The sequence below is a fragment of the Fictibacillus nanhaiensis genome (genome assembly GCF_023715445.1).
Taxonomy (GTDB): domain Bacteria; phylum Bacillota; class Bacilli; order Bacillales; family Fictibacillaceae; genus Fictibacillus; species Fictibacillus nanhaiensis_D.
On record NZ_JAMBOD010000004.1, the window covers coordinates 265,198 to 287,882 of the forward strand.

21 protein-coding genes and 3 pseudogenes are annotated in these 22,685 nt (G+C 40.4%); 5 read left to right on the forward strand and 19 right to left on the reverse strand.

Annotation, left to right across the window (positions count from 1 at the left end):
• Positions 1-10: 10 nt before the first annotated feature.
• On the reverse strand, positions 11-946 hold the full coding sequence (gene mdcH / locus M3196_RS13610; protein WP_251322863.1) for a malonate decarboxylase subunit epsilon: 936 nt from the start codon (positions 944-946) through the stop codon (positions 11-13).
• A 75-nt stretch (positions 947-1,021) separates the two neighbouring features.
• A complete protein-coding gene (locus tag M3196_RS13615; protein ID WP_251322864.1) occupies positions 1,022-1,678 on the reverse strand; it encodes a GntR family transcriptional regulator in 657 nt (218 codons plus the stop codon).
• A gap of 332 nt (positions 1,679-2,010) precedes the next feature.
• Here M3196_RS13615 and M3196_RS13620 point away from each other — a divergent pair, with 332 nt between their 5' ends.
• Complete coding sequence (locus M3196_RS13620) at positions 2,011-3,291, forward strand: SLC13 family permease (protein WP_251322865.1); 1,281 nt, start codon at positions 2,011-2,013, stop codon at positions 3,289-3,291.
• Positions 3,292-4,212: 921 nt separating this feature from the next.
• Here the strand turns inward: M3196_RS13620 and M3196_RS13625 are convergent.
• A complete protein-coding gene (locus M3196_RS13625) occupies positions 4,213-4,671 on the reverse strand; it encodes an SRPBCC family protein (protein ID WP_251322866.1) in 459 nt (152 codons plus the stop codon).
• Positions 4,655-5,011 carry an ArsR/SmtB family transcription factor gene (locus tag M3196_RS13630; protein WP_251322867.1) on the reverse strand — a complete coding sequence of 119 codons (357 nt, stop codon included), beginning with the start codon at positions 5,009-5,011 and terminating at the stop codon, positions 4,655-4,657. Before M3196_RS13630 ends, M3196_RS13625 begins: the two co-directional genes overlap by 17 nt.
• A 137-nt stretch (positions 5,012-5,148) precedes the next feature.
• Here M3196_RS13630 and M3196_RS13635 point away from each other — a divergent pair, with 137 nt between their 5' ends.
• Positions 5,149-5,613, forward strand: coding sequence for a DinB family protein (locus tag M3196_RS13635; protein WP_251322868.1), 465 nt, complete (start codon positions 5,149-5,151; stop codon positions 5,611-5,613).
• A gap of 207 nt (positions 5,614-5,820) precedes the next feature.
• Here the strand turns inward: M3196_RS13635 and M3196_RS13640 are convergent, their stop codons facing one another.
• The 12 genes and pseudogenes from M3196_RS13640 to M3196_RS13700 all read right to left on the reverse strand — a co-directional run bounded on the left by M3196_RS13640 (position 5,821) and on the right by M3196_RS13700 (position 17,086).
• Positions 5,821-6,411, reverse strand: coding sequence for an excalibur calcium-binding domain-containing protein (locus M3196_RS13640; protein ID WP_251322869.1), 591 nt, complete (start codon positions 6,409-6,411; stop codon positions 5,821-5,823).
• A 123-nt stretch (positions 6,412-6,534) separates the two neighbouring features.
• Complete coding sequence (locus M3196_RS13645; RefSeq protein ID WP_251322870.1) at positions 6,535-7,731, reverse strand: metallophosphoesterase family protein; 1,197 nt, start codon at positions 7,729-7,731, stop codon at positions 6,535-6,537.
• A gap of 149 nt (positions 7,732-7,880) precedes the next feature.
• Entirely contained in the window at positions 7,881-8,399 is a 519-nt protein-coding gene (locus M3196_RS13650; RefSeq protein WP_251322871.1) for a DinB family protein, read from the reverse strand.
• A 119-nt stretch (positions 8,400-8,518) separates the two neighbouring features.
• Positions 8,519-8,770: a hypothetical protein gene (locus M3196_RS13655; RefSeq protein ID WP_251322872.1), complete on the reverse strand. Its 252-nt coding sequence runs from the start codon at positions 8,768-8,770 to the stop codon at positions 8,519-8,521.
• Positions 8,745-9,992 (reverse strand): annotated as a pseudogene (locus tag M3196_RS13660) (IS91 family transposase). Before M3196_RS13660 ends, M3196_RS13655 begins: the two are co-directional and overlap by 26 nt.
• A gap of 121 nt (positions 9,993-10,113) precedes the next feature.
• Entirely contained in the window at positions 10,114-10,710 is a 597-nt protein-coding gene (locus tag M3196_RS13670) for a flavin reductase family protein (RefSeq protein ID WP_251322875.1), read from the reverse strand.
• Complete coding sequence (locus tag M3196_RS13675) at positions 10,700-11,959, reverse strand: MFS transporter (protein ID WP_251322876.1); 1,260 nt, start codon at positions 11,957-11,959, stop codon at positions 10,700-10,702. Before M3196_RS13675 ends, M3196_RS13670 begins: the two co-directional genes overlap by 11 nt.
• Before the next feature lie 32 nt (positions 11,960-11,991).
• On the reverse strand, positions 11,992-13,500 hold the full coding sequence (locus M3196_RS13680) for a sodium:solute symporter family protein (protein WP_251322877.1): 1,509 nt from the start codon (positions 13,498-13,500) through the stop codon (positions 11,992-11,994).
• Complete coding sequence (locus M3196_RS13685) at positions 13,493-13,759, reverse strand: hypothetical protein (protein WP_251322878.1); 267 nt, start codon at positions 13,757-13,759, stop codon at positions 13,493-13,495. The genes M3196_RS13680 and M3196_RS13685 overlap by 8 nt, the downstream gene beginning before the upstream one ends.
• Positions 13,760-13,821: 62 nt before the next feature.
• Positions 13,822-14,445, reverse strand: a complete 624-nt coding sequence (leuD, locus tag M3196_RS13690; protein ID WP_251322879.1) for a 3-isopropylmalate dehydratase small subunit — start codon at positions 14,443-14,445, stop codon at positions 13,822-13,824.
• Positions 14,445-15,868: pseudogene (gene leuC, locus M3196_RS13695) on the reverse strand (3-isopropylmalate dehydratase large subunit). Before leuC ends, leuD begins: the two are co-directional and overlap by 1 nt.
• An 18-nt stretch (positions 15,869-15,886) precedes the next feature.
• A complete protein-coding gene (locus tag M3196_RS13700) occupies positions 15,887-17,086 on the reverse strand; it encodes a CaiB/BaiF CoA transferase family protein (protein ID WP_251322880.1) in 1,200 nt (399 codons plus the stop codon).
• A 217-nt stretch (positions 17,087-17,303) separates the two neighbouring features.
• On the opposite strand from M3196_RS13700, the gene M3196_RS13705 reads away from it, so the two are divergent.
• Positions 17,304-17,978, forward strand: a complete 675-nt coding sequence (locus M3196_RS13705) for a GntR family transcriptional regulator (RefSeq protein ID WP_251322881.1) — start codon at positions 17,304-17,306, stop codon at positions 17,976-17,978.
• Positions 17,971-18,852 (forward strand): hydroxymethylglutaryl-CoA lyase, encoded by an 882-nt coding sequence (locus M3196_RS13710; RefSeq protein WP_251322882.1) that lies wholly within the window; start codon positions 17,971-17,973, stop codon positions 18,850-18,852. Before M3196_RS13705 ends, M3196_RS13710 begins: the two co-directional genes overlap by 8 nt.
• A gap of 484 nt (positions 18,853-19,336) precedes the next feature.
• Here the strand turns inward: M3196_RS13710 and M3196_RS13715 are convergent, their stop codons facing one another.
• The 3 genes from M3196_RS13715 to M3196_RS13725 all read right to left on the reverse strand — a co-directional run bounded on the left by M3196_RS13715 (position 19,337) and on the right by M3196_RS13725 (position 22,124).
• On the reverse strand, positions 19,337-19,480 hold the full coding sequence (locus tag M3196_RS13715) for a flavin reductase (RefSeq protein WP_251322883.1): 144 nt from the start codon (positions 19,478-19,480) through the stop codon (positions 19,337-19,339).
• Between the two features lie 280 nt (positions 19,481-19,760).
• The gene (locus M3196_RS13720) at positions 19,761-20,441 is read right to left on the reverse strand and encodes a hypothetical protein (protein WP_251322884.1); all 681 of its coding nucleotides are present in this window, start codon (positions 20,439-20,441) and stop codon (positions 19,761-19,763) included.
• A 24-nt stretch (positions 20,442-20,465) separates the two neighbouring features.
• Positions 20,466-22,124: a DUF6119 family protein gene (locus M3196_RS13725; RefSeq protein ID WP_251322885.1), complete on the reverse strand. Its 1,659-nt coding sequence runs from the start codon at positions 22,122-22,124 to the stop codon at positions 20,466-20,468.
• A 154-nt stretch (positions 22,125-22,278) separates the two neighbouring features.
• Here M3196_RS13725 and M3196_RS13730 point away from each other — a divergent pair.
• A pseudogene (locus M3196_RS13730) lies at positions 22,279-22,464 on the forward strand (ATP-binding protein); the annotation flags it as partial.
• Positions 22,465-22,685 lie beyond the last annotated feature (221 nt).

The window sequence follows — 22,685 nt, forward strand, 5'->3', positions numbered from 1 at the left end:
TATAGATAGTTCAAACTGATCTTGCCTTTTCTCGTTGGATTAAAATAGAAGCTGTTTGTAAGCCAAACTCTGAAACAGAAAGTGAACGTGCATCAGTAAATGCACTTCTCGCTAGCTCTGTCAGCACACTCCCGGGCGACATTTCTACATAAAGACGCGCCCCTAATTCAAACAACACAGAAGTGGCATCATACCAACGGACTGGATTCGAAATACTAAGGGCGAGATCTTCCCGAATAGCATTAGCCTTCCTTAATGCCCGAGCTGTACGATTTCCTGCATACGGAATACGAGGCTCATGGAACGAAATATCCTCTAAAGCTTTCCCTAGCGCTTCAGAGACAAATTGAAGGAGTGGACAGTGAGACGGAACACTTACATTTAGGAATTGTGCTTTTCTTGCACCTTTACGGCGGGCCAGCTCAAAGACATCCCCGATTGCCGAAAGCTTGCCTGCGATTGTGATCTGGTCAGGAGCGTTTACATTGGCTAGGAAAACAGGATGGGTAGAAGTAGAGATCTCTTCAATGATCGGTAGTAGGGTGCGCTCATTTAAACCTAGCACAACACCCATACCATACCCGTGAGGATAAGCGCTTTCCATCAACTCTCCCCGCTTTTTTACCAACAGGAGCGCATCCTTAAAGTCTAGTACTCCCGCAATAACCGCAGCACTGAACGATCCAACGGAATGTCCAGCAACCATATCAGGTGTTGCTCCTTCAGACATTAAAGCGCGAGCAGTCGCCACTTCCGCAGTGAGCAGCGCAACCTGTACAGCAACAGTAGATTGAAGGGCTTCCTCTGTATCCCATAACAAAACGTCTTGATTAAGAACCTCATTGGCTTCCAGCAGAGTCTTTAATATGGACGTATGCTGTGGTAAATCGTGGAGCATTCCGGCTTTTTGGGAACCTTGACCAGGGAATAAAAAGGCCGATTTCACCCCATTACCTCCTTTCCTTTAAGGTGATTTTATGAAAGTAGGTTAGTATTTTTGTAGAAATATAAAATCCCCTAACTAAATCCCTTTATTTAACCATTGTTGAATACTCTCTATGACGTCTTGATTATGTTTCTTTAATACTCTAGAAGCATCTAAAACGTTTCCTTGTTTTAATAGTTTTACGATGATTTCATGTTCGGCAACTGATTTTTTTATATTCCCCTCTCCCGAAAAAGATAGATTCTGTATTCGTTGAAGCGGATGTTTCAATCGAGAATAAACGTTATGGATTACCTCACTTTTACTCATTTCGATCAGACACATATGAAAGGAGTGGTTCAATTGTGTATAGACACCGATCTCCTTCTGTTCTTGCATCTCTGCTAATAGAGACTCCATTTTATTAATAATCTCTGAATCTACTCCGCATTCTGCTATTCGTTTCATTGAAAGTGATTCCAACATGATGCGAATTTCGAGCAGATCATGAATTTCGCTCGTTGTATACCCTTTTACAACAGCACCTTTTCTTGGGATTTTTTCAACCAGGCCCTCCATTGTCAGCAAATAAATAGCTTCTCTTACCGGGGCTTTACTAATTCCAAATTCCTCAGCATACGAAAGTTCGATCAGTTTTTCTCCTGGTTTTAATTCCCCGGTTACGATCTGCTCTATTATATGTTCTGCAATATGATTGGAAAGCGCATTTTTCTTAAGATCTATAGTACTCATAGGGTAACCTCCATTGAAGAATTACTAATTGGTCGACTGTCGTTTTTGATTATACAACATAAAATAATACTATTCAATATTTTCGGAATATTATAAAAACTGATTGCAATTCTAAAACATTGCGATTAATATAATGATAGAAATATAGTCGACTGTTGAATCTTTTGTTTTGTAAGCGCATTCATTTTAAAAGAAAGAGGGTGTATATAGGGTTCGATCCGTTTTCTGTATATAATCATTTTTCTGTCGGGGGACAAGTCTCAACAATTCTTCCTTCATCATGTCCTTCCCCCTAACTTTAAAACATTATTTAAGAATAGGAGGAAGTTAATATGAGTTTAGAACTTATTAGTATTATTGTACTTTTATTAATGTTTGTGATTGGGGCTTTCTTGCCAATTAACCTTGGCATATTGGGTTTTGTCGCGGCTTTTGTGGTCGGTTCTTTGGTCAGTGGGATGAGTGTTGATGATATCTTTAGCGGATTTCCAGGGGACCTCTTTGTTCTCCTTGCAGGTGTCACCTACCTTTTTTCTATTGTTCAGAATAATGGGACTGTTGATTTGATCACAGGCTGGGGACTTCGCTTAGTTAAAGGAAATCTCGGTTTAATCCCTTGGGTTATGTTTTCACTTTGCACGCTTTTGACCGGTGTCGGTACGTTAGGTCCGGCTGCTATTGCAATCCTGGCTCCCATTTCGATGCGCTTTGCTTTTCAATACAACATTAACCCTCTTTTGATGGGTGTAATGGTTGTTATCGGGTCGACAGCCGGTTCCTTTTCTCCGCTAAATCCCTATGGAGTGATTGTGAATGGTGTCATGGAGTCTCGGAATCTTCCATTCTCTCCAGGAATGCTCTTCATAAATGCTTTTATTTATGGAGTAGTCGTGTCGATGCTTATATTTATCGCTCTTGGCGGTTTACGTATGTTTAAAAGAAAAACCAGTACTGAGGTACAAGTAGCAGCTGCCTTAGACATAAATGCCGAAAACAACATAGATAAACAAGAATACGGTTTGACATTCTATAAAGGAGTTACTCTTCTAGGGTTAGTTGCCCTTGTCGTGCTAGCTCTTGGCTTTAAAGTCAACATTGGATTTGCTGCGTTCATCATCGGATTGGTCCTGGCATTGATTGCTCCGAAACAACAATCTGCAGTCCTTGGAAAAATGCCATGGTCGGTAATCCTTCTTATTACTGGAATCGTGACATACGTTGGAGTACTGGAAGCAATTGGAACCATTGAATATGTTACAGAATTAATAGCCAGTGTAGGAGACCCAGTCATCGCGGCTCTTTCTGCGTCCTATGTCGGAGGATTTGTCTCGGCGTTCGCCTCAACTACAGGAATGCTTGCAGCACTAATTCCGCTTGCGGCTCCTATCCTGCAGGATCCGGCTATTTCATCAATCGGTGTTGTCTCTGCGATTGCTATTGCCTCCAGCATTGTTGACTTAAGTCCTTTCTCAACAAACGGGGCGTTGCTTCTCGCAAATGTTCAAGGCGTGAACGAACGAGTGTTTTTCAAACAACTATTACTTGTTACTGCCCTCGTCGTAGCTTTCGGACCAGGACTCGCTTGGCTTATATTTGTGGTGATCGGAGGGTGACCTTTAGTCGTTCCAAAAAAAGCTTAAAAAAAGACCTAGGTATGATAGCTGCCAAGGTCTTTTTGACTTTTTTCATTGCACCTTCTTCTTAATTAAGACGATAAAAGGACTAAAAAAGAATACTATTTTTTAAATAGCCTTCTAAAGGGGGTAGGTTTGATAAAACTATACCGCAGTAAAGTGATAAAGTAAATGATTGTATGAATATTTAATTAAATTATTTTACATTTAATCATATACGGTAGCGTTGTATAACGCCCTCAGTTGTACTCTGCTTCTAGCTCAAGTACAACAGGTACGACCTTTTTCAATGATTTTTTCAGAAGATACCGGAACGAGAACCGAACCGACGATGCAAATTGATATAGTTTAAGGTAAGTCCGACCACACCACTTTGGATCCCATAAATTTTATAATTCATAACAAAAAGAAGCATTCCATCACTTTGATGAAATACTTCCTCTTTTACTATTAACCTAACGATTCATTTCTGTCGAAGCCATATTATTTTCCCTATCGTCTAAATAAGGTTTTCCCTGCCCATTCACAAGAAGATCCTTTAAATTTGAAAGATAGGAGAACCATCCATTCTCACAAACTTGATAACATTCAAGTTCTTTCGTAAGTCCCAATGGGTAAAGTGCAGCACTGATTCATTTTCTGAAACGTGTTCGATTTCAAAGCGAATCAATGTTCCTTCCCAATCTCGCAAGTTCGAAAATCCACTTTTTTTTGGTGCATGGAGTTTATCACTTTCCATTCGACGAGCTTAGAAGGGACTAACGATTGGATCTCTGCTTTCACATAACTTTTGATACATTTTGCACCAAACATGGACCCTTTTGAAACATTCGCGGTCACTTTTAAATGTTCGACAATTTGATTGTATTTTTCCTCAGCAGAGAATGGTTCCCCTCCTATTTACTTTTGGCCTAAATAGACTTTCAAGCTTTCTTCTAAAGAACTTGTCCAGCCAAAGTTATGGTTGTTAGCAGCTTCTTCGCTTGGAAGATCTGTATGTGTAACGACCACTTCAGTGGAGTCTCCTTTATCCAGGAAATCGATTGTTACAGTAGTGGACGGGAACGCAGCATCTCCGTTTTCCCATTTCCATGTAAATACCAGCTTTTCATTTGGGACAATCTCTATGTATTGACCCGTTAAAACATGTGTCTCTCCATCTGGAGCATGCATGTTGAATTTATAGTTTCCGCCAGTTTCCACGTTCATCTCTTCGATCGTTGTTTTAAAGCCTTCTGGTCCCCACCATTGTGCCAGTTGTTCTGATTTCGTCCATGCGTTAAATACTCTTTCTCTTTTAACCGGATACGTGTGATTTAACTGAAGTGTAAAGTCTTGCGTACTATTCATCGTGATCATCGTTGTCTTCCTCCCTGTTTTCTAATAAATATTTTTCCAAGCTAGATAATTGGTTCTTCCAATACGAGCTTAATTCATTCAGCCATTCGGTCGCATAATCTATGCCTTTTGGTTGAAGATAATAGTACTTATATTTTCCCACCTTTCTAAAAGATACTAGCCCAGCATTCTCCATGATTTTCAAATGCTTCGTAAAGCCTGGCAAAGACATGTCATATGCAGCTGCCATCTTCTTGACGGTGTTCTCACCTTTTGACAGCTCTTTAATGATTGCTCTTCTCGTTGGATCCGCTAAAACCGAAAATACTTGATCAAGTTCATCTCTGTTATAGTTAACCATATGGTTTACTGTAAAATAAAAAAATATAAATGTCAACATGGATTCTTTGAGAATACTTTTTTAATCAAAAAATGACAGGACTTTAACCGTTTCAGTTGAACTTCTTAAAGAGAAAAAAACTGAAGGAGAGTGCAAATATGTTCCTGACGAAGAACGATTTCTTTGAGGTTTTGGAAGGAAACAGAAGATTGACGATTCGTGTGATAGAAGCTTTTCCAGAAGGTAAATTATTCAGTTATACCCCAGACGAGAAGCTTCGTCCTTTTGCTGAAATGGTGAAAGAAATTGTAAATATCGAATACGGCTATATGCAGGGAATCGCGCTAGACAAATGGGAATATAAAGATGTGTTTGAAGGGGTTGCAACAAAAGAAGATCTGATCAAAATAAGTAATGAGATCCGTGAAGAGACAAGAAAAATGTGGGAAGAAATGAATGAAGAAAGACTCAGCATCGTTGTGAAGGACCCTTTCTTCGGACCTGAGCAAAGTCATTTTGCAAGACTTCAATACGCCTTGGAAAATGAGATTCATCACAGAGGCCAGGGCTATACATATCTACGAATACTTGGGCTCGAACCACCTGAATTTTATGTGAGATAAACTTTTAACACAAACCAAACCTGAAAGGTTTGATTTTGCTTTTTTCCAATCATCCTAATGTATTTCTTATGACTACAATCTACAATCAGAAAAGAAAAAGCCTGAGAAGTATTAGTTCTCAGGCTTTCTGTGTATATAATTAGACACTCGGATTAGATTTATTTAGAGCCATTTCATTTAATAGCACAAGATAATAGGGAAATTAATTTAATTACAAGCGATACCATCGTGATTATAATCTAAACGATGATCTCCAAATCCTGCTGCTTTAGATGCTTTCATAAAAGCTGTGGCTTCAGTTGAACTACTAAAATCGCTACAATCTTTATCTTCTTTAAAGTTATAAACCGGTCTTGCAGGTTTAGGCTCTGGCTTAGGTTGTGGCTTATTTTTTTCTTCTGCTTCTTGTTCTGCCGCCAATCTATCACGCTCTTCTTGGGCTCTTTTTTGTTCCTCTTCGAACTTTTTAAGTGCCGCTTCTTCTTCTAACTCCCTTTGTTTTTGGTCTTCTGGAGTTTCTTCTACGATTGTTAAATGTGTATGCCAAGCGCAAGGTATTACTTTCCAGGCTAATAACAAGGCAAATAGTAGGATAAGGAATGTTCCTCTCTTATGCGTTTGATGTTTCTTCTTTCTTTTATAGCACCATATTGCGGTGCAGAGAATAAGGATGAGTAGAATGATATTCCACCAAGATCCGACAATACATTTCAAAGAGATTGCTAAAACATAAAGTAATACAAGAATGATTAACCACTTTTTCACTTTTTTATCTTCATTATCGTTTTTTTGCCCCATCTATATTGATCCCCCGTTTAATTTTTTAAACCCTTAATCATTTTAGATGTTATTTTTTATATGTAAATAGAAAAAATAAAAAATCGAGTAATACCATCTTGGTTTACTCGATTTCAAAATTATTTATGCTTTTACCGTTTGCTTCTTCTCTGGAAGCGTTGCTGGATCCATACTTTGGTCATTAGCCGTTAAATCGATGCCGTAATCCTTCGCGAACACCATGTGCGTTTCGGCTAGAACGTTCTCATGATTCAAATCCAGATTGAACACCCTCGCCCCACGGAGTCTGTTCTTCTCTGCACCAGGAAGTCCATATGTTCCAAACCCGGCACTTCCTCCGTAACCGAGCATGATCCCGTAATAGTTTCCGGCATATGTGTTGATATGATCATGTCCGCAGAAGACTCCTTTTACATCTCCTCTATGCTGCATGGCGGAAAACAATCCGCTGTTGATCGGGCCAGGACACTCATCTTCGTTTCTCTCACCCGTAATCTGATGCTTCTCCACTGCACGCGCATGATCTGCTTCCGTACGACTGTCGACGCTCGCATACCACATATAACGATGCTCCCATAACGGAATATGTATGAACATGAGGGAAGGTACTTTATAGCCAAATCTGTTTTCTATTCTTTGAGACATCTCGTTATACCAGCTTACTTGGTCAAAACGAAGCCAGTCCCATGTCGGATAACCTTGAAAGTCTTGTCCGGCGATTGTTTTTGGTGCATAACGTCCACTGTCTAGCAGCCAAAGGTTGAAAGCAGCTTTCTTCGCATCGGCATCCCAGATCAAGAGATTCATGTTGCCCGTTCCTGTTATATGTTTGGCACCCTTTTGGTTTAAGTTGTGTTCGTATGATCTGTAAAACTCTAGCATCTGACTTTCATCGATTCCGCTCTTTTGCGTAGAATCCTCATCGTGGTTTCCAAACGTAACCGCCCACCTGATTCCCCGCTTTTCCATCGGCTGGGCAATATTGTTCATCGCCTGTTTCATCTCAAGAGGCGTGTCACATCCGCCTGTAATATTGTCACCGTTCAATACAACAAAATCAGGTTTCTCTGCATCGAGCACTTTTTCCATGAGTTCTAACGTACGGCGGTCAATGCGTTCGTCGTCTTGGGTATCATTGAACTGAACGACCTTGAACTTACCGTTTGAATGGAAGCGAAGAACCTTTTCTTCCTGATTATCAGCATGTGCTGATTTGTTGAATAGTGAAGTCGTGTCCCCAAGAGAGCTAAGTGTTAATGCAAGCGTACTCGCTCCCCCAATTTTAATAAAATCACGTCGATTTACTTGTTTTGAACTCATTCCAAACCCCTCCGATTGTCATGTACTGGTATACCACTGACAGCATATCAATCCTATTTGGAGAAAGTGTTTGGTTGGTGTAAAGGTTGTTCAAATGATTAATAGATCAATTTTTACAAAAAGAAGCCCCCATAAAACGAATTGAATTCTTAATTGTTCCGTAATTCCCGAAGCAACTGGAAAATCTGACCTCTATGATGGGCTTCGTGTTCGATCAAATGATATACCACCCACTCAGGTGTGACATCATAATGTTCGAGCACCCTCGGTTTACGCCAATTCGCTATGTCCATGGAACGAAAGTGGGAAAGAAAGACTTCACGAACCTTATCTAGGCGATAAAAATGGTCATCTAAGCTTTGTCCCTTAATTTCAGTTAGTAAGCCATTTTCAGAACTGACTTTTAAAGGGAACAATGACCGTATGTCTGGATCCCATTCTGAACAGAGGACTTCTTCATATAACCAATCTGCCTCGATCAATGCAATGTGATATAGAAGAGATCCGATGGTTTGCCTTTCATCCATCTTTTTATCGAGCACATCTTGGCTGATTCCCATTAATTCTTTTTTTAGTGTACGGCGAACATCTTCTAAGCACCAAAGCCATCGCCCAATTTCTTCTTCATACCCTGGTATGGTTGATACCACTAAAGTTCTTCTATTCAACAAAAACCCTCCTCCTATCTAAAATACTTACATACTACTAAAAGTGGATAGTTCCTTCTGTTACATCTATAAAGAACAAAATCGCTAACGCGACTTTATGACGTCCCAAGTGAAGCTATTCACTTGGGATTTTTTCTCGCTTGAATCATAGTGCCTCCACAACTTGGACACTGGACTTCCACTTCTTCCCCTTTCTTTTTGTCTAGCCCAAATTCAGCCACGACAAAATCAGGAACATCATCTTCTTCATGACAATCCTTGCACGTAAATGTGATTGTTTTTATTTCCTCATTTAAACCAAACGGATCTTCCTCTTCGAGCGATTTAAAAAAATCCTTATTCAACTCATCCTGCTCTTTTTTGGTTGTCATTGTTATTCGACCTCCATCCTTTTATGCATTCCATACCTTCCATGTAATGATACAAGTATCCGTATCGAGAATGCCAGATTTCAATCAAGTCCATTCGCTGTTGACAATGAGGACATTTAAACGGATCCACATCAAACGCTTCAATCATTCTTTGTCGATAACTCTTCTTTCTTTGTTTCCGCTCAAGTACCCATTGGATTTGTTTCGTTCTCATAAACGAGCGCAGGCTTAATACAGCCTTGGCTTTTTTGTAAGCTCTTCGGCTGTACAAACCAAAACGACCAACCATTCGAAAATGCTTGGGGGAAATGTGCTGAAGAAGATCAAAGAGAAAGCGAAAGACAGATACTTTTTTATCCACCCTTTTCCCTGTTTGATGGTCTTCATACCAAAAACGAACAAGATTTCCATCGTATTCTTCAATACGATATTCAGCGACAGCTGGTCTAGCCAAATACCTTCCGATGTATTTGGCAGCTCCTTTCGCATCTTTCATCTTTTGTTCGGCATTGACGTAAAACCCTTTCGGGTAACGCCGGTAGAGTTCATTGATGAGCTGAATAACTGCTGGATGATCAGGAAACCATTGTTTGGCCATATCCAGTAATAATTTCTGCCATGATTTTCGTAAAAAATCATACGGAATAAAGTCACTCGGTACCCACTCATTTTTATTATCAATAGCTCCTTCTGTTACTAAGGCGTGGATATGCGGATTAAATTTCAAATCCCTTCCGAATGTATGTATAACAGTAATCACGCCTACTTGAAGCCCTCTTTTTTTACTTTTTCGATGATAATAAAACTGAAAGACTTCAGCTGCTTTCTTGGCTAGTTCATTCAGCTTTTTCCGATCCTGAAAAAATATGTTTCTTAACTCCTTGGGTACGGTAAATACCATATGCCGATGCGGTACATTAAAAATCATTTCCTGTTGTTTATCTGACCAGTCATCCGTATACTTTTTACCGCATTTATGACAGAAGCGACTTTTGCATGTAAAGCAGACAAAGACAGGATCTGGTTTTCCTTCGCAGCCTAAACATTCTTATCGCGAATAACCCAAATCACGTGTACCACATCGAATAGCTTTCCACACCGTTTCTTTAATATCTTTCCGATACGCTTCTGGGAATCTTGTGTCATGAAGATTCCAAAAGCCATCAAAGTGGTCTTTCAAAATTTGTTTAATGACACCGTTTTTGTATCTGTTTTTACTCATATCCGTTCTCCAAAAAATGATACGAACATTTTAACGAACAACTATCCACAAGTCTAGTGATTTTATAATTTCCTAAACAATAAGAAAAAGCTTAAGGATCATTCTCCTTAAGCTTCTTTACTTACCTCGGCAGCGAAAAGAATTCTCTGCTTTCGCTATAGTTCCCTGCTAACCTGCCGAGCGGCTGCAGCTTCTCAAGGTCCACTTTATAATTGCCAAGGTAATAATCGTCATTGATATGATAACGAATCATTCTTCCGATCACCAAATGATCGCTGCCGAGCTGAATGATCTGCTCTAGCTGACATTCCATCTGAATCGGCGCTTCTTTTACTCGCTTCGGTTTTACAATGGTGCTGTCCAATGTTGTCAGTCCCGCTGCTTTAAACTCATCGAAATTACTCGGAAGGTTTTCAGATGTCTTTTGCATCTCATTCCCCAAGGATGACGGGACCACATTGATGACGAACTCTTTTTGATTCCGTATGTTTACGAGTGTGTCTTTTTCCGTTCCTTCTCTCTCACCCACTCCAGGTCCTATCGATATACAAAGCATAGGAGGGTTTCTGGAGGCTACGTTAAAAAAGCTAAACGGCGCCAAGTTGACCACTCCCTCTGTTGAAATAGTCGATACCCAGGCAATCGGTCTTGGCACGACTGAGCCTATCAATAGTTTATATACATCCTTTTCTGCCAGCTCTTTCGGATCAAATTGCACGTTCACTCACCCTCGCTTTTCTCTTTTTATTTACGTTTAACAGAACTAATAGAATTGCAAAAACGATACATAACAGCACTGTGATAAAAAACCAGCCTGATGTGTAGCTGCCGTTCAGGTCCACCATAAAGCCGAAGAAAGGCGGTGCCGCTATGACGCCAAGTGAACCGATCGTAATGCTTAATCCACTCGAAATCCCAGCTTGCTCAGGCGGAACCAGCTCACTCGCCAGGTTCATCCAGATCCCGTTGAACCCTGAAACGGCAAACCCAAAGACCGCAATGATCGGAACCAGAAATCCAAACGGCGTATGTTCAGGCAACAACGCCAACGTACTGCTGGATAGAGCAGAAATGATGACGATCACGATAACAATGACCACTCTTTCTCCATTAAAAACGCGGTCACTGATCACGCCCCAAGCTACCCTTCCGAACGACCCGCATGCTTCAGAAATGACAAGGAGCAAGCCTGACAAAAACAGCGATATCCCCATCTTTTCATAAGCGAAAAGTACGAGATATGTGTTCAAGCACATTTGCGCTCCGTTCAGCCCGAGCGCACTTAAACTAACGAGCAACAATGGCCGATTCCGAATCATACTCCACATCGACTTATAAAAAACAGAAAGCCGCTGATCGTTACTTTGTGGTGCGGTGCTTGAATCCCGGTATTGAAAAAAGGATAAAACGCCAGTCAGAATTAAGAGCATGGCTGCACCGATAACTGCCGTCCGCCAGCCATAGGATGCTCCGACGGGAAGTAAGATCACGGCCGATAATGCAGATCCGAGTGTGACGCCCATCTGTTTAATGCCCATCGCAGTTCCGCGCTGTGTTTGTGTGAACCAATAGATGATTCCTCTGTTCGATACCGGGTGCATGGCTCCGTATCCAACCCCGCCGATGACCACGAATATAAGCATCGACCAGAAATGTGTAAAAAAGGTCGAGAAAATAAATCCGCATCCTAAACACATGGAAAGAACGAGCAGAAGCTTCCTGGATCCGAGCCGGTCCACTAAGAAACCGGCAGGAATGGAAGCCAATGCCTGTCCTAAAAAGAGACCCGCTGGGAGCATGCCGATTTGAGCTTTTGTCAGTGACAAATCTGCTCCAATCAATACACCAAGCGGGACAAGTCCTCGCCCTACAAAGGCAACCAATATTTGAACAATCAAGAGCCAGATCAGCATCTGCCAATGCGGCTCAAGACGAATACGCTTAACGCTCAAACTCAAATTTGCCATGTCTGCTTCAACTCTTTTTTTAATCTATTGTACTACGCTTCCAGCTCCAGCACTGCAAGTTCGTCCTTCTTCAATGATTTTTCAGCAGAGACCGTAACTAGCATCGAACCAACGATACAAACGACAAAGTTTATCGTAAGCCCGATTACTCCGCCATGGATGCCGAACACTGTCTTATAGCCTGTTAACGTCAACAACCCTGCTACTATAGCACCTATAAGCATTCCCCAGAACACAGGTTTTGCGGCTAGACGTTTCCAGTAAAGACCGAGAACAAAAGCAGGGAATACTTGCACGAGGAGCTCAAACTTTAACACAAAAATCTGATAAAGTGTGCCTGGAGGATTCCATGCGATCATTAAAAGGAAGAAGATCGCGATGATTCCGCCGATTTTTCCTACCATGACTTTCTTGTGTTCAGTAGCTCCTGGATTTACAAACTTACCGTATACATCGTTCGATAACATCGATGAAAAACTCAGCAGCACGGAGTCTGCCGTAGAGATAATCGCCGCAACGATTCCACCGAAGAAGATGATCATCATCCAATAATAAAACCCGTTGATCGCAGCGATTTTATTTGCCATCAATCCTACTAATTGCTCAGACCCCGCTGTATCCAATCCTGGGAAAAGCATGATTCCGATGATCCCGACAACAAACACAAGACCCGTTGTGATCGGCGGCATCCACGCCATGCGAGCGAAAGACTTCTTTAACGTTCTTTCACTTTCAGCAGAATAGATACGCTGCACCGCATGGGGGTAAATGGAAGCCCCTAACCCCACAAGCACGAGCATACTGAACCAGTTGACAGACACTTCCATCGGCGGTACACCGAGTTTTGCAGGTTCATTATCTGCGATGTAACGTGTTACTTCAGCAAAGTTGCCTCCAACCAAGTACAGCGCACCAGCCAAGAATACGAAGATCCCGATCATGAGCACGATACCCTGCATGACATCCGTGAACGCTACAGCCTTCATGCCTCCCATCCACTCATAGGCAAGCATAACGAGTACGAATACAACAACGGCAATCTCATAAGGAATCGTTCCGCCTGTCATACCCGCTACAGCTTGTCCGATCGCGACCAGCTGCTCCAAAAGATAGTTTCCTAGACCCCATAACATCAGAAAGATACTTAATAATGTCACAGCCTTTGACTTAAAACGAAACTCTAGCCAATCTGTTGGCGTTACAAAGTTCCGGCGCTTAGACACCACATAAAGTCTTGGCGCGAATAACAGATAGATTCCGATAATGATCGTCATGAACGAGATCGACTGCAGCCATGAGAAGCCTGTACGGTAGCCTGTCGGCGCATAACCGACAATGGTATTCCCACTGTACTGTGTCGCGTAAAGGGTGAAGAACAAAGCGATGAAACCGAGATTTCTTCCTGCCAAATAGTAGCCTGATAGACTATGATGAAGATTCGTATCACCTTTACCAGAATAATACCCAATTACGAGCATAACAATCGCAAACACACTTAAGATAATAATGCCGTCCATGCCGGCGAAGGTTAAATTATCCATGCTTCACATCCTCCTTTCTCTTAGCGTTTTCCTCTTCCTCCTCAACGATGTTCCATTGAGAGATACAGAGCCAGCTTAGATAAGCTCCCATGATGAGTGTGAAAAAGGTAGAAATAAATGCCCAGAGTGGAAATCCAAAGACAAAAGGTTCAACCGCTCCCTTCGGAAAATACCAGGGGACGATTAACACAGCGTTGATAAACAACAGAATCCAGATCCATTTTTTGCGGATGGGTTCTTTTACTGACTTGGTTTTCATATCATATCCTCCTTAAAAGAAATAAGTTCTATGGAGCTGATAATCTATGATGCAGTACAGCCTTAGATGGAAGCCTTTTCATTTCTGTCAATGCGATAGTAAATGCGGTGCTGTTCTTCAAAAGTCTTGATCTTATCCTTAAATTCCAGTGTTGAACCGATCTCATCGAGACCCTTTTGGAGCAGCCGCTTCCGATATGGAGTAACCTCGAAATACGCTTCAAAACCATGTGAATCTATCACTCTCTGATTCTCTAGATCGACGGATAACTGATAACCTATTTTCTCATTCGTCCGCTGAAACAACAGATTCACATCTTCTTCAGATAAAACAATGGGCAGAGTGCCGTTCTTAAAGCAGTTGTTATAAAAGATATCTGCGAATGAAGGGGCGATAATCACCCGAAAGCCGTAATCGGATAGAGCCCATGGTGCATGTTCACGGGACGAGCCGCATCCAAAGTTCTTTCGCGCGAGCAGAACAGACGCTCCTTGATAACGGTCCTCGTTCAGAATAAAATCGTGTCTTTCTTTTCCATCTTTAAACCGCCAGTCATAGAACAAGAACTGTCCGTAGCCTGTTCGCTCTGTTCGTTTTAGAAACTGCTTCGGAATAATGGCATCCGTATCGACGTTATCCACATCGAACGGTACAGCCGTTCCGGTAAATGAAGTAAAAGGTTCCACTATGAGCCCACCTCCTCATGTTCTTTCGTGACCCAATTCCTTACATCCACAAAATGTCCTTTGATCGCTGCAGCTGCTGCCATCTCTGGGCTCACCAAATGTGTGCGTGCACCTTTTCCTTGTCTGCCTTCAAAATTTCGGTTTGACGTTGAGGCGCATCGCTCTCCTTCAAGCACGATATCTTCGTTCATTCCAAGGCACATGCTGCATCCTGATTCCCGCCAATCAAAACCGGCTTTAATAAAAACTTGATCCAGACCTTCTTCCTCAGCCTGACGTTTTACCGTCTGTGAACCTGGCACGACAAGGGCATGAACAGATTCTGCCACTCTGTAACCGCTTACGATTTTAGCCGCTTTTCGAAGGTCTTCGATCCGGCTGTTCGTACACGAGCCGATGAATACTTTATCCAGTTTTATTGAGTCAAACGGCGTTCCTGCTCAAGTCCCATATACTGAAGGGCTTTTTCTGCTGATTTTCTTTGGCTGATCGGCAGATCTTCCGGTGATGGCACAACATCTGTAATTCCAGCTCCTTGACCAGGATTCGTCCCCCATGTCACTTGTGGTACGACTTCATTTGCATCAAATTCTACCGTTTGGTCAAAGACTGCATCATCGTCTGTATACAGCAATCGCCATTCAGCAAGAGCCTCTTCCCATTGTTCTCCTTTAGGCGCGTACTCTTTATCCTTTAAATAGTTAAAAGTAACCTCATCAGGCTGGATCAACCCGGCGCGTCCGCCCATCTCGATCGACATGTTGCAGACCGTCATTCTCTCTTCCATCGTTAAGTTTCGGATAACTTCTCCCCTGTACTCGATCACATGGCCAGTCGCAAAATCGTGTCCGAGCTTTCCGATTAGAGAAAGAATCAAATCTTTTGCCGATGTTCCCTTTGGCGGTTCACCTGTGATGTTGATTGCGAGCGTCTTCGCCTTATCCTGTTTTAATGTTTGTGTCGCTAAAACGTGTTCCACTTCACTCGTTCCGATTCCGAAAGCGAGTGCCCCAAACGCACCATGTGTTGACGTGTGGCTGTCTCCACATACGATCGTCTGACCGGGCTGTGTGATGCCAAGTTCAGGTGCGATCACATGGACGATCCCCTGGTTCTCGCTGTGAAGGTCAAACAGCTGGATCCCAAACTCCCGGCAGTTTTCTTCTAATGTCTTCACCTGTTTCTGAGCTACTTCATCCCGAAACGGAAGTGAACGGTCCGTTGTTGGAATGCTGTGATCCATCGTTGCCAGAGTTCGGTCAGGTCTGCTCACAACTCGATTGTTTATCCGTAACCCTTCAAAAGCCTGCGGTGACGTCACTTCATGAATGAGGTGAAGATCGATATACAGAATGGATGGCTGATCTTCTCCTTGGTAGACCACATGCTTGTCGTATACTTTATCGTAAAGTGTCTTCCCCACGTTCTTCTCACCTCCGATTTAGATAACGCTCGTTTCTTTTAACCTCTCTACTTCCTCTTCACTGTATCCAAGCCAATTTCTATACACTTCATCGTTATGCTTACCCATCACTTCAGGACCAACGTGATTCACTTTCCCTGGAGTACGGCTAAGTTTCGGTACAATACCGGGCATCGGAAATTCACCTAACTCTGGATGCTCCACGTTCACGATCATCTCGCGTTCTTGATAATGAGGATCTTCTAGGATCTCTTTTGCCGTATAGATGAGTCCAGACGGAACCCCTTTTTCATCTAAGATCTCTAGCGCGTCTTTCGCGTCCAGCGACTTCGTCCAATCCTCGATCAGCATATCGAGTACCTTCATGTTCTCTCCTCTTGCGTGATGAGTGGAGAATCTCGGGTCATCAGCGAGATACGGCTGCCCCATCGCTTCACATAACCGCCGGAACACACCGTCTGCATTAGCTCCAATAACGATATACGTCTTGTCCTTCGTAAAATAGATGTTGGACGGTGCGACACCAGGAAGAATGTTCCCCATACGTTCCCGGATATAGCCGGCAAACAGATAATCTGGAATCAGACTTTCCATGACCGAGAAGACGGATTCATAGAGAGCTGTGTCTACTACCTGCCCGACACCTGACCGTTCTCTTTCATGCAGTGCCACTAAACAGCCAATGGTAGAAAATAGTGCTGCGAGTGTATCTCCGATTGAAACACCGATTCGTGATGGCGGGCGGTCTGGAAAACCCGTAACATTTCGTAAGCCTCCCATTGCTTCCCCAACACTTCCGAAGCCAGCCCGATGTTTGTAAGGTCCCGTCTGTCCGTATCCGGATGTCCGGACCATGATCAGCTTCGGATTGATCTCAGATAACTCTTCATAGGAAAGGTTCCACTTCTCCATCGTTCCCGGACGAAAGTTCTCGATGATCACATCTGCTTCTTTCACCATCTCTTTTAAGATGTTCTGCCCTTCTTCGAGTCTCAGATTCAGCGTGATTGACTTTTTATTTCGGGACTGAATAGGCCACCATAGTCCCACACCATCTTTTGACTGTCCCCAGTTCCTCATCGGATCCGATTTACCCGGAGGCTCTACCTTGATCACTTCAGCACCAAAGTCCGCTAAAAGTCTTCCTGAAAAAGGTCCGGCCAAAAGAGTCCCAAGCTCGATCACACGAATGTTATCTAAAGGAAGTTGATCGGACATGCTATCCCTCCGTTTGTCTTATTTTTAGAAGAATCATAATATTCTTAATCTTTATACCAAATTAACGCTTTGTATACAAAAGGTCAATGCCTAATTTTAATTTTATTTTAAAAATTTAATAGAACCGTTGATTTATCTGACTTTACATTATTAGTTTTCAGAAAATTATTGCAACTTAAATTTAGTTTGTATACAATAAATATAAGGAGTGGTTGAAATGGATGCCTATAAATATATAAAAGAAGCCATTATACACGGAAAATACGAGCCTGGGATGAGGCTTGGAGAGGAATCTCTCGCGAAGGAACTAAAGCTGAGCCGGACACCGATAAGGGAGGCAATCAAGCAGCTGGAATCAGAAGGTCTTGTCACCCCATTAAAACGCGGTGTAAGTGTCCGTCATTTTACACGGGAAGACATTCAGCAAATCTATGACCTTCGTACTCTATTAGAAGGGTATGCAGCGAGTCAGGCTGCTCTTCACCGTACAGACGAGGATATCAAAATGATGAAAGAAGCAAATGACCGATATGAAGAAGCGATCAACCGCTATAAGGAAGCGGACTTAAACTCTATTAAAGAGATCGTGAACTTTAACCAGCAGTTTCACGAAGCGATCATCTCAGCCTGTAAGAACCCGCATATCTATTTTCATCTATCAAAGGTAGTCGTCGTGCCGCTCGTTTTCCGCTCGTTCTATTGGTACGATGCTTTCGAACTGAAGCGATCACTCGAAGTTCACAAAACGATACTATCGGCGATCCAGAACCAGGATTCCGAACGCGCACGTGTTGCGATGACAGAACACATCTATCAAGGTCGTGATCAAGTACTTGCCCATTTAGAAGAAATCAAGAAAATCCATGTGTTGAAGGAGGATACTCATGATTGAAATCTGTGAAGTCGGACCACGAGACGGACTGCAGAACGAACCAAAGCTCGTCTCCACGGAAACGAAGGTTGAACTCATCAACAAGCTCATCGACTCTGGAATACGAATCATTGAAGCCGTATCATTCGTGAACAAAAAAGTTGTTCCACAGATGGCAGATGCTGAAGAAGTAATGCGTCTCGTTCCCAAACGAGATGATGTCCGGTATGCGGGGCTAGTCTTAAGCCGCTCGGGGCTTGAACGCGCGCTACATACAGACATTGACTTCCTTCATGTCGTCACAACAACAAGTGATTCTTTTAATTTACGCAACGCAAAAAGAACGGTGGATCAGGCGGTTGAGGAACTTACGAAAGTCATTGAGGAAGGAGCAAATTCAAAGGGAGTAGCTGGTGTACTAGGAACAGCATTTGGTTGTCCATTTGAAGGTGAAGTACCATTGTCTAAAGTATTGAATGTAGCGGAGTCGTTTTTAAAAGCAGGGTGTACGGAGATCAGGCTTGCAGACACGACCGGAATGGCCAATCCCCTGCAGGTGCAGAACGTTGTTTCAGCTTTTCAAAAACAATTCGGTAAAGACCTGACACTCGGACTTCACTTCCACAACACACGGGGACTTGGTTTGGCCAATATCCTTGCCGGCTACCAAGCTGGAGTCACACGTTTTGATTCATCAATCGGCGGATTAGGCGGTTGTCCTTTTGCCCCAAAAGCAGTGGGCAACGTATGTACAGAAGATATGGTCAACATGTTTATAGGAATGAATGTGGAAAGCGGGACAGATCTTGAAAGGCTTGTTGAAGCAGCAAGATGGTTAGAGCGAAGTATGGAACGACCACTGGATGGGATGTTGATGAAAGCTGGCATTGCATAAAAATAACAAAAGCCTGTGACGTTAATATTCTTCTCAGGCTTTTTCTTCTATTCATGTTCTCGCTAATGAACTTTCAAGACCTTCATAATTCTATTATTTATTACACAAGCAATATGATATAAAAGAGATCCGATCGTTTACCTTTCATCCACCTTTTTATCGAGCACATTTTGACTGATTCCCATTAATTCTGTATTAACTGTACGTCGAACGTCTTTAAAAACCAAAGCTTCGCCCAATTTCTTCTTCATACCCAGGTAAGGTTGATACCTCTAAAGTTCTTCTATTCAACAAAATCCTCCTCCTGTCTAAAATACTTACATACTACTAAAAGTGGATAGTTCCTTCTGTTAAATCTATAAATAAGAAAAAGCTTAAGGATACTTCTCCCTAAGCTTTGGTTCTTATCTAGGTAATGAAAAAAATTCCTTGCTCTCACTATAATTCCCTGCGAACCTTCCGAGGGGCTGGAGCTTCTCGAGGTCTACTTTATCCCAAGGTAATAATCATCATTAATATGATAACGAACCATTCTTCCTATCACCAAATGATCGCTGCCAAGCTGAATGATCTGCTCTAACTGACACTCCAACTGAATTGGCGCTTCTTTTATTCGTAACCATTTCAATTAGATATATGCTTACAAAAAATAGTTGATTAATGAAAAAAGGAATTTGCTTTATCTAGTTCAGTCGTTTATTTTCAAGTTAATATAATAAAAAATTCAAAATCATAAAAGTCTAACCTCATGACACTAAAAAAAAGCTTAAGAAGTTGTCTTCTTAAGCTTTTTCACATAGAAAGTTTTATTAAAATCATGCAGCTTTTTATTATTAAACCCTCACTCCACATGTGTGGAGTGTATGTGACAACACATGGGAAGCTGTTGAGATAGTAGGTTTTTTATTTTAAGAAAAGTTCAATTTAATATGTAACAAGTATAAAGTATTAGATCCGTTGTTAAAGTTGGTTTCATTGTTATTTTTTATTGGAGAATTATAATCATAAAATTGTTTTTTTATTTTTTTTAAATAATCATCCATCTGTAATTCTTTATCTATTTTATATCCAATATTACAGTTAATTATTAGTTCAACAAAATGACCCCATCTAAAAGCATTTAAATGATTTGCAATATTATTATAAGGAGTCTTAATACTTGGATGATTATTTGAATACCATAAATTATAATTCGTCACATCAGAAACATTTGGCCTCCAAAAAACGCAGTGTTCTAATGCGTTTTTTCTCCACTTTCTATTGATAAACGTTGGTAGAGCATAAAAAATTTCCGATCGTTTTTGTATAGCTTCAAACTGACCTTTTGGTTGTCTAAGATCCCACCTTAACCTATTAAAACTAGGTATTTTATCTTTTAGTTTAGCTTGTTTAAATTGAAGACCTAATAGTTTACCATTAAATAAAACATGCTCATCTGCCGGCCATGTAGACTCGTCTAAAGGTGAAACTGCCCAAATATCAAACTTAATACCTAATCTATTAAAATAATCTTCTATTTGTGTAGTTATCCATGACTCATATTCCCGTTCAAGAGGGTTTGATAAATAAGAGTGTAATATATCAACCAATCATTTCACTTCCTAATGAATTTTTTAAACTACATAATTAATCCGGATAATTGGTTTAAATCCCATTAATCTCACTTCTTTTTTCCAGTAGTCCAATTTATTTTTTAAAATTATCATATCAATCTTATTCAAATCTGGTTTATTACCATCTAGAGGAAGCTTGGTTCTTCTATCAAGAATAAGCCATATTCCAGCATTATTAATCTCCATTGGATTTTCTGAAAGTCGGTGCTTATAAATTCTAAGAGTTTGTAGAGACTGATCTATAACATAGCTAAGTTTCCCCGAAGAATTACCGATTTTGACTGCATACATTGTGCCATCCTTATATAGGTCCATTTCTTCAACCTTAGCACTACCAACTTTGGTAAGTTCTCTGTCACAATTAACAAACTGATATTTTTCTTGTAAATTTGTATTATAATATTTTTCAGTGTAGTATCTTTTTTTAAGTTTTTCTTTTATCTGGTCTTCGCTTAAACCTTCGAATTCTTCTTCGTTCTTTTCTAATTCAAATTTTTTATTAAGAAATTCTTGATGCTCGGTATTCTTGTAGTCATATTCTGGTTCGTAAATAGACTCTATCTCTTTGATAGAGTCAGCCAAGTAGTTTAAATAATCATCATTATATTTGTACCACTCCCCTTTTGATAAAATGCACCTTTCTTCGTCAACAACATAGTCTATTAAGGATTTAATTGTATCTGTTCTTACTGGATTTCCATTGTTATAGCTTACAACTTTAATATTTAAAATATTTTCTTTTAAATCAAAGTTATTTTCAGTTGCAAATTTATGAAGTTCATCCTTAGTAAGCTCATCAATTTGCTTATTATGTGTTTTAAAAAAAATCCTGAAAGTATTATCGTTATGATTGAATACTTCGTTCGCACCTACAATATCAATTTCCGAGAAATTGATATTAAAGGTATTGTCTTTAATTTCATCTAATAATTTTTTATCTAGCATATCAATTAAATCATCATCATTTATTTTACTGAAAACTGGAATTTTAACCTTATCCTCATGGTTTAAAAGGACGTAATTAATATGCAAAATTAATTCTACTATATTGTTAAGAGAATCTTCTTGAATAGAAAACTTCAAAGAATTTCCTATTTCAATTCCTTCCTTAAACGTTTTAAAATCCTCTTTTATATTTAACTTTGCTTTAATTTTAGTAAAAGATTCTCCACTATCAAACTCAAAATTATTGTAATTAATATAAGTATTTATTGATTTGTTTTTTTGAGAATTAGGTGTAGTTAATGCCGTAGTTTTTACTTCCTTGTAATCTAATTTTCTAGCAAAATTAAAAGCAAAATTCCTATCGCAATATTTATCAACTACAAAATAAGAGAAACCAAAAGTAACCCCATAAAGTTGATCTTCATGTTTAATTACCACAATTGCTTTAGGATTAGGTAAGCTAGTTTTAATTTCTTCTTGAAACTCATTTAATAACCAGTTCCAAGTTACTTTTTTTTCTTCTGATGGTGCTGATATATATAGTGTAAGGTGGAATTCTGTTTGAAGCACTTCTGATGAAACTTGAGTGGTCACAACTTTGGGGATATCCTTTTTTATCACTAAAGTTTTCTTTTCTACTAGCTTTTCAGATATTGTATTCAAAAAGTCTTGTTTTTTACCTTCAGCTATTTTGTAAATGTTGACTCTTCCCATTATAATTCCGCCCCCTTATCTTCTCTTACTCCAAAAAATTCAATAAGCATCAGGAATATTATAACAAATTCAAACAATAAATACATAAATATACATATAAAGAAAATAAAGTAATTTAATATAGTGTATCTAATACACTCACAGTGCTCATTACTTATTTCAAGTTATTGCACGGCGTTACGAAAAAGAATCAATTATTCTTACATCCAATAAATCATTTGGAGAACGGGGAGATATTATCGGAGATCCAATTATAGCAACTGCCATGTTAGATCGACTTTTACATCATTCACGCATATTCAACTTAAACGGAGAAAGTTATCTAATGAAAGAAAAGTAGTTACAGAAAGAAAAACAGAAAGGTTCGTTAGAACTCCTTCTGGGGATTTTTAAACCGGACATTTTTTTGAAGTTATAATCGGCCTTGACACACCTGAAAACAACGGTGGTAAAATCCCTAATAACAACGGTGTGAAATTCCCCAATAATAACGGATAATTATCTCAAAAACAACTTGGAGTGTAGACAGATAATGATCAAGGATGGGGAATTTTTTATGAT